Below are 12,658 nucleotides of genomic sequence, written 5' to 3'. Positions count from 1 at the left end.
CCCGGCGGCCGGCGGGCGATGGCGGTCTGGGGCATCGGTGTCGCGGTCTACTTCGTCGCGATCACCTACCGCACCAGCCTCGGCGTGGCCGGGCTGGACGCCGCCGACCGCTTCCACATCAACGCCTCGGCGCTGTCGACGTTCTCCATCCTCCAGCTGCTGGTGTACGCGGGGATGCAGATCCCCGTCGGTCTGCTGGTCGACCGGCTCGGCGCCAAGAAGGTGCTGACGATCGGCGTGGTGCTCTACACCGCCGGCCAGTTCGGCTTCGCGCTCTCCTCGTCGTACGCCATGGCGCTCGGCTCGCGTGCACTGCTCGGCTGCGGGGACGCGATGACCTTCATCAGTGTGCTGCGGCTGGGTGCCCGGTGGTTCCCGGCCCGCCGCGGCCCGATGATCGCTCAGATCGCCGCGCTGGTCGGGATGGCGGGCAACCTCGTCTCCACGCTCGTCCTCGCCCGCTTCCTGCACTCCTTCGGCTGGACCCCGACCTTCGCCGCCAGCGCGGCCGGCGGCATCGTCGTGCTGATCGTGCTGCTGCTCTTCCTCAAGGACCACCCCGAGGGCTTCGAGCCGCCGCCCGCGTCCGCCGCGCACACCGGCACCGGATTCGTGCGCCGGCAGATCGGGGACGCCTGGCGGGAGCCCGGTACCCGGCTGGGCATGTGGGTGCACTTCACCACCCAGTTCCCCGCGATGGTGTTCCTGCTGCTCTGGGGCCTGCCGTTCCTCGTCGAGGCACAGGGGCTGTCCCGCGGCACCGCCGGTGAACTGCTCACCCTCGTGGTGCTCTCCAACATGGCGGTGGGCCTGGTCTTCGGCCAGGTCATCGCCCGCCATCACGCGGCCCGTACGCCACTGGCACTGGGCACCGTGGCCGCCACGGCGCTGATGTGGGCGCTCGTACTGGCCTGGCCGGCCGATCATGCCCCGATGGCGCTGCTGATCGTGCTGTGTGCGGTGCTGGGCGCCTGCGGCCCCGCCTCGATGATCGGCTTCGACTTCGCGCGGCCCGCCAACCCGCCCGAGCGCCAGGGCACCGCCTCCGGCATCGTCAACATGGGCGGCTTCACCGCCTCGATGACGACCCTGCTCGCCGTCGGAGTGCTGCTGGACGCGACCGGCGACAACTACCGGATCGCCTTCGCCTCGATATTCGTCCTGGAGGCGCTCGGCGTCTCGCAGATCCTGCGGCTGCGTCGGCGTGCGGCGCGACGCGAGCGCGAACGGCTGGTCGTCAGCCGGGTCGAGGCGGTGCACGTGCCGGCCTGAGGCGGCCGAGCGGTTGGCGGCCGGGTCCGTTTCACGTGGAACGGACAGGGCTGTTTCACGTGAAACGGCTCATACTCCGGGGCCGGCTCTCGTTCTCCGGCCGGCTGACGGGCATCGGCGCGGAGAGGCGGATACCCGCCGGGACGCTGTCCGCCTGGCCCTGGTGCTACGGCGTGACCGCGAAGTGGTCCAGGATCGCCGCGGCCAGTTCGGCGTCGCCGTCGATCTTGATCTGCTCGGTGACCGCCGCCGGACGCACCCGGCCGCAGGCCAGCTGGTGGAAGGTGTCCCAGTCCAGGGCGAGCGTCAGGGTCGGACCGAGCGAGACGCTGCCGTCGATCGTGGCGTTGCCCTCGGCGTTGATCCGGACCGTCCGCAGGAATTCCAGCGGACCGCTGACGTCGAAGACCACCGCTGAATCGGCGGGCGCCTGGGCCCGCTTGGCGACGATGCCGGGCAGCGCCTTCACCAGCAGATCGCGCGTCACCTGCGCGCCGGGGGAGTCGAGATTGCCGGGCTTGCCGAGCGCCCGGCGCAGGTCCTGCTCATGCACCCAGACATCGAACGCCCGCTGCTGGAGCACGAATTCCAGCGTACGGTCCTCGCCGAGCGGGCTGCGTACCTCGGCGTCCGGCTGGCGGGACTCGTTGCGCAGCTGGCGGGAGCGGCGGATGACGGTGTATTCGAGCTCGCTGAGCATCTCCGGCGCGGTGTGGTGCCGACGGACGTCGACCTGCACCTCCATGCGTCGCGCCGACTCGCTGCGTACGTGGTAGAGATCGCGCGGCAGCGTGTGAATCGGCCGCGGGTCGCCCAGCATCTCGCATTCCAGGCCGATGACATGGGAGACCACATCACGCACAGACCATCCTGGGAGGCCCGTCGCCCTGTTCCACTCGCCTTCGACGAGCGGAGTCACCAGCTCGGTTATCGCTTCTATGGAGTGAGTCCAGGCATCGATGGAGGACTGAAGGCTGGGATGGACGGTCACGGGACCCCTCGGACGGTTCGTACGCGGGCTGCTGTCTGTGCAGTTAAGTTACGCTGCGCACGGGCACCCCGGCAGTGCTTTCGGACGACCATCGTAGGCCGATGTCTCCCGGCCGCAGAGGGGTGCGCCGTACGCCCGGAACGCGTGCTTCTCAGTCCTCGCCGCGCTCCCGCTCCGCCAGCCGGATCACACACACCGCGATGGCGATCAGCAGCGGCGGGTCCGCGTCCTCCCGGACGACGTTGACCGCATAGGTGTCGCGCACGGTCAGCCAGCGCCGCGAGATCTCGGCGAGCAGTTCGCCGTCGTACTCGATCGCGAACTCCCGGTCCAGGATCTTTCCGCTGACGTCCAGCTCGGTGCCGTCCACCAGCTCGACGCGGTAGTGGTTGCGCAGCAGTGAGAGCCGTTTGCGCTTGATGGTGGCCAGCGGCTCGTCGCCCCGCTCGATGGTCATCGTGTCGCGCAGGCTGAGCATCTTCTTGCGGATGGTGATCAGCACCCGCCGTTCGGGGTCCTTCAGCTCGAAGGTCTCCCGCAGCCGCAGTGCCTTCCCGTCCACCAGGTAGGCGTGCCGCCCGTGCTCGTCCTCGATCCAGTAGTCGTCACCGATGCCGAAGATGCGGTCACGTACCACGTACTTGCCCGTGCGCGGGGACGTGTCCCCGGGAGATCGCTGCATGGCTGACGTGTTCCCCCGGGGCCCTGCGGAATGCGCACGCACCCGAGTGACGTTGAATGTCCACATGGCTTCACGTGCACGCGTCCGCGCCCCCGAGCTGACCGGCAAGGGCGGCTGGCTGAACACCGGCAACAAGGATCTGACCCTCTCCGACCTGCGAGGACGCATTGTCGTCCTGGATTTCTGGACCTTTTGCTGTGTGAACTGTCTGCATGTCCTGGATGAGCTGCGGGAGCTGGAGGAGCGGCACCGCGACACCGTCGTGATCATCGGCGTGCACTCCCCGAAGTTCGTGCACGAGGCCGAGCACCAGGCCGTCGTGGACGCCGTGGAGCGCTACGGCGTCGAGCACCCGGTCCTCGACGACCCCGAGCTCACCACCTGGAAGCAGTACGCGGTACGGGCCTGGCCGACGCTCGTGGTGATCGACCCCGAGGGGTATGTCGTCGCCCAGCACGCCGGTGAGGGCCATGCGCACGCCATCGAGAAGCTCGTCGAGGAGCTGGAGGCCGAGCACGAGGCGAAGGGCACCCTGCACCGCGGCGACGGTCCCTACGTACCGCCGGAGCCGGTGGCCACCGATCTGCGCTTCCCCGGCAAGGCGGTCCGGCTGCCGGGCGGCAGCTTCCTCGTCTCGGACACCACCCGGCATCAGCTGGTGGAGCTGGCGGCGGACGGCGAGCAGGTGCTGCGCCGGATCGGCACCGGCGAACGCGGGCTGACCGCGGACACCTTCAACGAGCCGCAGGGCCTGGCGCTGCTGCCGGACGGCAAGGTGGCCGTCGCCGACACGGTCAACCACGCCATCCGCGTCCTCGACCCGGACAGCGGCACGCTGGAGACGGTGGCCGGCACCGGCAAGCAGTGGTGGCAGGGCTCGCCGACCTCGGGGCCGGCGCGCGAGGTGGACCTCTCCTCGCCGTGGGACCTCGCCTGGTGGCAGGACCGGCTGTGGATCGCGATGGCCGGGGTGCACCAGCTGTGGACGTACGACCCGGCCACCGGCACGGTCGAGGTCGCGGCCGGCACCACCAACGAGGGCCTGGTGGACGGCCCGGCCGCCGAGGCGTGGTTCGCCCAGCCGTCCGGGCTCGCGGCGGCCGGCGACCGGCTGTGGATCGCGGACTCGGAGACCAGCGCGGTCCGCTGGGTGGAGCCCGCCGAAGCGGGCGACGGCTATGTCATCCGGACGGCCGTCGGCACCGGCCTGTTCGACTTCGGGCACCGCGACGGCGCCGCCGACCAGGCACTGCTCCAGCACCCGCTGGGAGTGACCGCGCTCCCCGACGGCTCGGTCGCCATCGCGGACACCTACAACCACGCCCTGCGCCGCTTCGACCCCGCGAGCGGCGAGGTGACGACGCTGGCGAAGGATCTGCGCGAGCCGTCCGACGCGGTGCTCGTCGACGGCGACCTCGTGGTGGTGGAGTCGGCGCGGCACCGGCTGACCCGGCTGCGGCTGCCGGAGGAGGCCATTCGCGTCGAGTCGGTGGCACATCGCACCCGGCGCGCGGCCACCGGGGTTGCCCCGGGCGCGCTGCGGCTGGAGGTGGTCTTCCAGGCCCCGGCCGGACAGAAGCTCGACACCCGCTACGGTCCCTCGACGCGGCTGCTGGTCAGTGCGACACCGCCGGGGCTGCTCGCCGACGGTGCGGGCGCCGGGACCGACCTCACCCGGGATCTGGTGCTCGCGGACGGTGTGACCGAGGGCGTACTGCATGTCTCGGCGATGGCCGCGTCCTGTGACGACGCCCCGGACATCGAGTACCCCGCCTGCCATGTACACCAGCAGGACTGGGGCGTCCCGGTCGAGATCGCCGAGGGCGGGGTGGCCCGGCTGGGTCTCGTCCTGGCCGGGATGGACGCCGAGTAGGAGCGCGACGCCCGGGCCCGTCGACCGGGCCCGGGCCGAAGCCAACCGCCGGCCGTCACCCCGGGCCGGTCGGCGCCGCGGCTAGTTGCCGACGCCGCCCGCCAGCTGCGCCCCGTGAATGCTGGAGCTCCAGTTGGTGACCTTGCTCGCGCCGACGGAGATGTGGAGCCGCTTCTCCGCGAAGTCGACGGTGACCGGACCGTGCGTGACGGAGCTCGCGGAGATCCCCATGAAGTCGATGGCCACCGACTTCTGCTCGGTGCCCTTGGTGGCCGCGGTGTTGGTGGGGATGACCGCGTAGGCGTAGCCGTGGGCGGGCACCGTGATGCGGGTGCCGTCGAGGTGGCCGGGCGTGCCCTGGAGCAGCGGCAGCGGCTTGTTTGCGTTGTTGAAGCGCAGCAGCGGCGCGTTGTAGAGCTTGCAGTCGCGGCTGGTGGAGTTCTTGAACTTCACGGCCACATGGCTCTTCGGGCCGGTCTGCTGAGAGAACGTGACCTTGTACGTGCTGGGGTAGCAGTCGGGCACCCGCCGCGATGCCGCTCCCGCGCCCGCCGCAGCCGCACCGCCACCGATGATCTTGCGCTTCTTGCTCTTGGAAGACGAGGAGGACGACTTCTTCGACTTCTTCGAGGAGTGGCTGTTGCAGCCGGTCAGCGCGAGCGAACCAGCCAGCCCGAGGGCCAGGGCGGCGTATGCGGCGGAGCGGTGGCGGGAGCGGCGTGCGGTCATGGGTGGTTCCCCCAGTGAGGTGCTGCGTATCAGCGAGGTGTGTCTGTCATGGCACGGCCACGATATCCACTGCCGGTCGATGCGCCAGGGTGGGTTCGTCGCGGGCCCTGGCGATATGGCGTTATCGCAGCTCATAGGGGGTGTGCGGAGGTCGGTGCCGGCCCGTTACGGGGGTGAAGATCAACCTCTGGGTGACGAAATTCCGGTCCCGGACGGGACGCCGGAGCGTCAGCCCGGACAGCCGGGCAACGTGGTGTTCTCGACCTGTTCCGGGCGAATACGGATGGCCGGCATCCACACCTGATCGCCGTCGTGCTCGACCCGGAACCACATGCTGCTGTGCCCGCCCACCTCATCCGTGACCGTGATCCCGTTGGCGATCCGGCAGACCGCGCGCAGCACCTCGCCGTGCCAGACATGGCCCACGACATTGGAGCGGCGATAGAGCCGGTACGGATCGCGGGCCAGCCCGAGTGCGCAGTTCTCGGTCCGCCGGTGCTGACAGTCCCGTTCGACGTTGTGGACGGTGAGCCGGGCGGACCCGGTGGCCGACGCCGCGCTCTTCGCGCCCGGCGCCCGGCCGTCACTGCCGCTGTCCGGCGACCCGTTCGAGCTGATCAGCGCCGGTACGGCCAGCGCTGCGGCGATGAGCACCGCGGCGGTCCCGAGCCCGGCGAGCACCAGCCGCCCTCGCCGCCCGCCCGTCGCCGCGGCCTCGGTTTCCGCCCCGGCGCCGGGCGAAGCGTCGGTGTCCACCCGGGTCTCCCCGTCGGGCGTACCGTCCCGCTCCGTCGCCCGCGCTCCCGCGTCCGCCGCCTCCTGGGCGCGGTGCAGCAGGTCGACGAGGGCGGGCAGCCGGTCCTCGCCGGTGAAGGAGAGCGTGCACCACTGCACCAGCAGCCGTTCGTCGGGCAGGCTCTGCCCGCGCAGATAGCGGGAGAGCGAGGAGCGGCTGGCGGGCAGCCGGCTCTCCAACTCCTTCAGGCTGTAGCCGAGTTCGCCGTGCATGCGGCGTAAGGAGCTGACGAAGTCCCGTACCGGGCCGGAGAGTTCGTCGGGCAGCGGGGCCAATGGCTTACGGCGGACATGATCGGCGTGGTTCTGATGGCCAGGCACGTCTCGCATTCCAGCACAGCGGGCATGCGCGCGCGAGGGGCACTTCCGCTCCCCTGTGCCGGAAGTGCCCCTCGTTACACGATCCGGATCGCGCCCGGATCAGATAGTGACGTTTCACGTGAAACAGCGTGAGATCTTCCGTCGGACCTCAGGCCGCACGCCCCGGGTGGCGGCCCGGTGCGACGGAGTCAGTCGCCGAACTTCACCGGACGGTAGGGCTTGAACTCGGCGTCACCGCCGGGCAGTCCGTAGGTCAGCGTCCGGTGGTCGGTGCCGTGGTCACCGCGCTGCTCATACGCGGTGTACGAGGAGTGGGCGTCGTTGTTCCACTTCTCGAAGATCACCACATGGCGGGTGTTGTTGTCGCCGGAGGCGTCGATGAGCAGGTCGCCGGGCTTGAGCTCGCCGAGCGAGACCGGCCGGGTGATGCCGCGGTTGGTGGCCAGCCCCACGGTGTTGGTGCCGGGCGTCGGCAGCCCGAGCGCCATCGACACATAGCCCGAGCAGTCCTGGCGGTAGCCGTCCTTCCAGACCTTGGCCTGGCTGTACGGGACCTGGGCGCCATTGTTGGCGGTCAGCCAGGTGGCGGCGCGGTTCAGCATCTCCGCACGCGAACCGCCGGGCTGCGGTTGCGGCTGCCCTCCGCCGCCCTGGACCGGTACGCCCGGCAGCCGGTCCTGCGGGATGTCCACCGCGACCACGCTGAGGAAGCCGCTGACCGGCCCGGTGAGGTGTGCCATGAACGTGGAGCAGGAGCTGCCTTCGCAGACCTTGCGGCCGGTGTCGACCTGGTAGTCGGCGGTGATCCGGTCCTGACCCGGCGCCGTCTTGTTGATCATTCCGACGGTGGGGGAGCCGGTGTCCGCGGTGGCGTGCACCGCCCAACGGGTGCCCCACGTGGGGAAGTCGGCAGCGGCGGCCTGCCGTACGGAGCCGTTGCCCGCGGCGCGGAAGGCGCGGGCGGAGCCGTCGTGGGAGATCCCGGTGGCGGTCGCGGACTGCCCGCCGGTGGTCGCGCTGCCCACCTCACTGCCGTGGGCGAGCCCCGCGAACCCGGTGACGCCGATGCCGGCCGCAGCCACCGTGGGCAGGACCCCGCGCCACACGGTCCTGCGGAACGGGGACCGCCGACGCGTCGTGCGGGCGGTCTGGTCCGTGGGGGTGGTGTCCGCCGGGTGGGTGCTGCTGTGCTCGTACATGCCGATTCCCCTCCGTTTACGGCCGGTTGGCCGGTCGGTGCGCCGCCGGACGGTCTGCTCACGGCGACGGAGACCATCGTGGAGCGGGGCACCGGGGCGGCCCGGAGGTTCCTCGTCCCTTGGGATGTCCCGGCCCTGCACACGGCTGTGAGCTGCAATGACGTCAGCAGCCCGGGACAGGGCGGAGCGCGGGACGAGACATGACGGGACAGCGGAAGGCGGACAATGAAAAGGGCGCCCGCTGGGGGATGCGGGCGCCCTGGTTCAAGAGGGCTCTGCGGCCGGTCCTTTCAGCCTGCGTCAGACGGCTGACGGCCTGCCGGGCACCGGGTGACCGGACCACGGCTCACAGAGCGCGGAGTGACGCGTTACCGGACGGGGTTCACCACGCCGTCGCGTCGCTCATGTCCGACTGCCAGTACGTCACCCAGGCACTGTCGTCGAGGTACACGGAGCCGCCGGGCAGCGCCACCGTCCGCGACCCGCCGATGCTGCCCTTGCCGTCGCGGCCGGGGAGGCTGACGGACAGCGAGGTCATGGTGCCGCCGTTCGTGCCGGAACCGTCGGCGGACGAGGTCATCACCGCGGCGTAGCCGGACTGGCCGGGGGCGAGGGTGACCACGGACTGCGGCTTGCTGTCCGGCAGTTCGGCCAGCGGGCTCTGGGCCTCGTCGAAGCGCAGGTAGGGGGAGAAGTAGAGGTCGCAGGTGGCGCCGGAGGTGTTGGTGGCTTCCAGCAGCAGATGGTTGACCGGCCGCTTCAGCGGCTTGGCGACAATCTGGATCTTCGCGGCGTCGCAGGCGGTGTGCCGGATGCCGGCGGTATTGCTGCTCTTGCCCGCCGCCTTGCCGGTGCTCGCCCCGGTGCCGCTTGCCCTGGTGCCGCTCGCCTCGGTGCCGCTCGCTCCGGCACCCGCGCCGGAGGCGCCGTGCTGGACCGAGGTCCGCTCCGCGCGGCCGCCGTCGGGCCGGGGACCACCCTGGGGGCCGCCGTCGCCCTTCGCCACCGGCTCCTCGACGCCCTGCGGCACCGGGTTGTACGGTTTGGCGGCGCCGGTCTGGAGCGGGTTGTCCTGGCCGCCGCAGGCGGTGAGCGTGAGCGCGGCGACGGCGGTGAGTCCCGCCGCGGCGATCCGCAGCGTACGGCGGCGGACCGCACGGGACGGGCGGGAGGCGCCGGACTCGATGACGGGCTCGGCGTGATGGTGGCTGCGCGGCATTCCGGTCTCCCCCGGTCGGTGGCCCCTACCGTGCCGGCGCTACGCCCTGCGGTCTGGCCTGTGGTCTGTCCTGCGGTGTGACCACTACCTTGCCGCTCGCCGCTGGCGTACCACTAACGTGCGCCTAACGTCCCGCGCACAAGGACGGCCAGGGGCTCGGCCGCGCCCGTCACTCCTTGCTCCCGTCACCCGTACCGTGCTTGCCCCCTTCGCCGCTCTCCCCGCGCTCGTCCCGTGCGAACAGTTGGGTCAGCGTGCTGATCGTGTAGACATCGGTGGCCTCCTCGTCCACCAGATGCATCTCCGCGAGGCGGTCCAGGCCGTCCTGGGTGCGCTCCGGGTCGTATCCGGCGAGCGCCGCCGCCAGCGACGCGTTGAGGTGTCCGTCCGCGCTGGTCGCCAGCGCGCTGAGCAGCTGTGCGTCGTCGGCCGACAGCCGGGCGACGGACATCCGCAGGGCCGCCGCGATGCCGGTGTCCTCCGCGGACAGCAGCGCCAGCCGCCGCCGTTCGTCCCGCAGCGCCGAGGCCAGCCGGGCCAGCCGCCAGCGCGGCCGGGCGGTCAGCTGGGCGGCCGCCGCCCGCAGCGCCAGCGGCAGCCCGTCGCACAGATCGACCAGCTCGCGTGCGGCCGCCGGGTCCTCGGCGACCCGCTCCGGGCCGAGCATGGCACCGAGCAGCGCCGCGCCTTCCTCGTGGCCGAGCGTCTGGAGGCCGACCGGCCGGGCGCAGTCGGTGGCGACCAGCCCGTCGAGACGGCTGCGGCTGGTGACGACCGTGGCGCAGTGCGGGCCGCCGGGCAGCAGCGGCCGTACCTGCGCCGAGCTGCGCGCGTTGTCGAGGACGACCAGCAGCCGGCGCTCCGCCACCAGCGACCTGAACAGCGCCGACGCGGCCTGCGCCGAACCGGGCACCCGCTCCGGCGGCGTGCCCAGCGCCAGCAGGAAGTCGCGCAGGATCTCGGCCGGCGCCGCCTCGTCGCCCTCACCGAAGCCGCGCAGATCGGCGAACAGCTGGCCGTCGGGGAAGGCACCGGCACACAGATGCGCCCACTGCACGGCGCAGGCGGTCTTGCCGACACCGGCCGGCCCCGCCACCACCGCGAGCGGACTCTCCCCGGTCCCACCGTCCGTCAACACGGCCGTCAGGGCGGCCAGTTCCCGCTCCCGTCCCAGGAAGCGGGCCGGCGCCCGGGGCAGCAGCCGCGGCGCCGCACCGGCCCGTCCCGACCCGGCCCGGGTGCCGTCCGTCGCGCCCGTCCGCGCCCCGTCGCCGCCGGGCACGGCCGCGCCACCACGGGTGTCCACCGTGCCGGTGCCGTCCGGTACGGGTCCCCGGTCGGCGCCCGCAACGGGCTGCGGCCCACGGTCTGCCGCGGAACGGCTTCCTCCGGGAGCCCCGGCGGAAGCGGGACCTGCCGGACGCGCCCCGCCCGCGGGCTTGGCCCGTCCCCCACCGGCCGCCTCCGCGCGCAGAATCTCCTCGTAGGCACCGCGCAGCCGCTCGCCGGGATCGACGCCCAGCTCCTCGTTGAGCAGCCGGCGGGTGCGGTGGAACCACTCCAGTGCGTCGGACTGCCGTCCCGTGCGGAACAGCGCCCGCATCAGCCCGGCGATCAGGCCCTCCCGCAGCGGGTGGTTGACCGCCGCGGAGTAGAGGATGGCCGCGGCCTGTTCGTGCTCGCCGAGCACGCCGTGCGCCCGGCCCAGCGCCTCCACGGCCGTCAGCCGCCGCTCCTCCAGCGCATGGGCGGCGGCCGCGAACGGCGGGCTGGTGACCGTGCCGGTCAGCGCCGGCCCGTGCCACAGGCCGAGCGCCTCGCGCAGCAGGGGTACGGCATCGCCCGGCGCCACCTCGGGGCGCGCCAGCGCCACCAGCTCACCGAACCGGTGAGCGTCGATCAGTTCCTCCGGCAGCCGCAGGAGGTAGGCGGAGCCGTGCGTGGTCAGCTCGATGCCGTACGCCTCCGCGCCGCCCTCGGCGAGCGTGGCGCGCAGCCGCGAGACATGACCCTGGACGACCGTACGGGCGTGTTCGGGTGGCTCGTCCTCCCACAGGGAGTCGATCAACTGCTCCAGTGGGACGGTGGTGTTGGGCTGCAACAGCAGCAGCGCAAGCACACTGCGCCGTTTGGCGGGCCCGAGCGACAGCTCCGCGGAGCCGGTCGTCACGGCGATCGGGCCGAGCAGTGAGAACTCCAACTCAGCCCTCCAAGAAGGCCGTCAGGGCGTTCGCCAGCAGATACGGGTCCTCGGCGCCGCACAGCTCACGCGCCGAGTGCATGGACAGGATCGCCACACCGATGTCGACCGTCGAGATGCCGTGCCGGGCCGCGGTGATCGGACCGATGGTGGTCCCGCAGGGCATCGAGTTGTTGGACACAAAGCTCTGCCAGGGGACCCCGGCCCGCTCGCAGGCCGCCGCGAAGACGGCCCGTCCGCTGCCGTCCGTGGCATAGCGCTGATTGACGTTGACCTTGAGGATCGGTCCTCCGTTGGGCATCGGGTGGTGGCCAGGGTCGTGCCGCTCACCGTAGTTGGGGTGTACGGCGTGCCCGGTGTCGGACGACAGGCAGAGCGTGCCGGCGAAGGCGCGCGCCCGGTCCTCGTACGAGCCGCCGCGGGCGAAGACGGAGCGCTCCAGGACGGTGCCGAGCAGCGGGCCGTCCGCACCGGTGTCGGACTGGCTGCCATTCTCCTCGTGATCGAAGGCGGCCAGCACCGGAATGCTGCTCAGCGCGCTCCCGGCGGCCGCCGCGGCGGTGAGCGCGGCCGTACCGGCGTGCACGGAGAGCAGGTTGTCCATCCGTGGGCCGGCCAACAGCTCGCGGTCGCGGCCCAGGTAGGCGGGTGGTTCGATGCTGTGGACCATCAGGTCCCAACCCTTGATGCCGCCGGCCGGCACGCCGGTCTCCTCGGCGACGAAGGAGATCAGATCGCCCTCGGCCACCTCGCCCAGGCCCCAGATCGGCGTCATATGACGCTGCTTGTCGAGCTTCAGCCCCTCGGAGTTCACCGAGCGGTCGAGGTGCACGGCCAGCTGCGGCACCCGCAGCAGCGCCCGGTCGACATGGACGAGCCGGTGGCTGCCGTCCGCCAGCGTCACCCGCCCGCTCAGCCCCAGATCGCGGTCGAGCCAGGTGTTGAGCAGGGTGCCGCCGTAGATCTCGACGGCGACCTGCCGCCAGCCGCGGGCGCCGGTGTCCGGAATCGGTTTCACCCGCAGATTGGGAGAGTCGGTGTGAGCCCCCACAATTCGGTACGGAGTGGCCGCGTTCGCGCCCTCCGGCACGTACCAGGCGACGATCGCGCCGCCGCGCAGAACGTACTTGCCGCCGCTCTCGCCGTCCCACGCGTCGACCTCGGCGACCTGCCGGAAACCGGCCTTCTCCAGCCGCTCCGCCGCGTTTGCCACTGCGTGGTAGGGCGACGGACTGGCGGCGAGATAGGTCATCAGGTCGTCGGTGTGGCCGCGATCGAAGCGGGCGGAGTTGGTCATGGATTCAGCATAAGGAGCCGGACCCCCCATTCCTCGTGCGCATGCGGCGCGACTGCGCACCCTTCCGGCCAGGATTTCTG

The 12,658-nt window shown here is 71.8% G+C and carries 10 protein-coding genes; 2 read left to right on the top strand and 8 right to left on the bottom strand.

What is annotated here, in order from left to right:
• Positions 1–18 precede the first annotated feature (18 nt).
• Positions 19–1,272 carry an MFS transporter gene (locus QT196_RS19710; RefSeq protein ID WP_168483846.1) on the top strand — a complete coding sequence of 418 codons (1,254 nt, stop codon included), beginning with the start codon at positions 19–21 and terminating at the stop codon, positions 1,270–1,272.
• A gap of 166 nt (positions 1,273–1,438) precedes the next feature.
• Here the strand turns inward: QT196_RS19710 and QT196_RS19705 are convergent, their stop codons facing one another.
• Positions 1,439–2,263 carry a maleylpyruvate isomerase family mycothiol-dependent enzyme gene (locus tag QT196_RS19705; RefSeq protein ID WP_168480350.1) on the bottom strand — a complete coding sequence of 275 codons (825 nt, stop codon included), beginning with the start codon at positions 2,261–2,263 and terminating at the stop codon, positions 1,439–1,441.
• A 151-nt stretch (positions 2,264–2,414) separates the two neighbouring features.
• On the bottom strand, positions 2,415–2,945 hold the full coding sequence (locus tag QT196_RS19700) for an LURP-one-related family protein (RefSeq protein ID WP_168480349.1): 531 nt from the start codon (positions 2,943–2,945) through the stop codon (positions 2,415–2,417).
• 64 nt (positions 2,946–3,009) lie between these two features.
• Between QT196_RS19700 and QT196_RS19695 the strand changes: the two genes are divergently transcribed.
• Positions 3,010–4,818: an NHL domain-containing thioredoxin family protein gene (locus QT196_RS19695; RefSeq protein ID WP_168480348.1), complete on the top strand. Its 1,809-nt coding sequence runs from the start codon at positions 3,010–3,012 to the stop codon at positions 4,816–4,818.
• 81 nt (positions 4,819–4,899) lie between these two features.
• Here the strand turns inward: QT196_RS19695 and QT196_RS19690 are convergent, their stop codons facing one another.
• From QT196_RS19690 to QT196_RS19665, 6 genes are all read right to left on the bottom strand, one after another.
• Complete coding sequence (locus QT196_RS19690) at positions 4,900–5,547, bottom strand: DUF4232 domain-containing protein (protein WP_266737448.1); 648 nt, start codon at positions 5,545–5,547, stop codon at positions 4,900–4,902.
• 228 nt (positions 5,548–5,775) lie between these two features.
• Positions 5,776–6,672 (bottom strand): helix-turn-helix transcriptional regulator, encoded by an 897-nt coding sequence (locus QT196_RS19685; RefSeq protein ID WP_290355337.1) that lies wholly within the window; start codon positions 6,670–6,672, stop codon positions 5,776–5,778.
• 179 nt (positions 6,673–6,851) lie between these two features.
• The gene (locus QT196_RS19680; RefSeq protein ID WP_168480345.1) at positions 6,852–7,862 is read right to left on the bottom strand and encodes a hypothetical protein; all 1,011 of its coding nucleotides are present in this window, start codon (positions 7,860–7,862) and stop codon (positions 6,852–6,854) included.
• A 382-nt stretch (positions 7,863–8,244) separates the two neighbouring features.
• A complete protein-coding gene (locus QT196_RS19675) occupies positions 8,245–9,081 on the bottom strand; it encodes a DUF4232 domain-containing protein (protein ID WP_290355336.1) in 837 nt (278 codons plus the stop codon).
• A 169-nt stretch (positions 9,082–9,250) separates the two neighbouring features.
• Complete coding sequence (locus QT196_RS19670; protein WP_290355335.1) at positions 9,251–11,281, bottom strand: BTAD domain-containing putative transcriptional regulator; 2,031 nt, start codon at positions 11,279–11,281, stop codon at positions 9,251–9,253.
• A gap of 1 nt (position 11,282) precedes the next feature.
• Positions 11,283–12,578, bottom strand: coding sequence for a M18 family aminopeptidase (locus tag QT196_RS19665; protein ID WP_290355334.1), 1,296 nt, complete (start codon positions 12,576–12,578; stop codon positions 11,283–11,285).
• Positions 12,579–12,658 lie beyond the last annotated feature (80 nt).

Origin of the sequence: Streptomyces sp. P9-2B-2 (assembly GCF_030406865.1) — a bacterium.
Classification (GTDB): domain Bacteria; phylum Actinomycetota; class Actinomycetes; order Streptomycetales; family Streptomycetaceae; genus Streptomyces; species Streptomyces platensis.
Note: the sequence above shows the minus strand (reverse complement) of the source record. Positions and strands in the feature narration are given on the sequence as shown.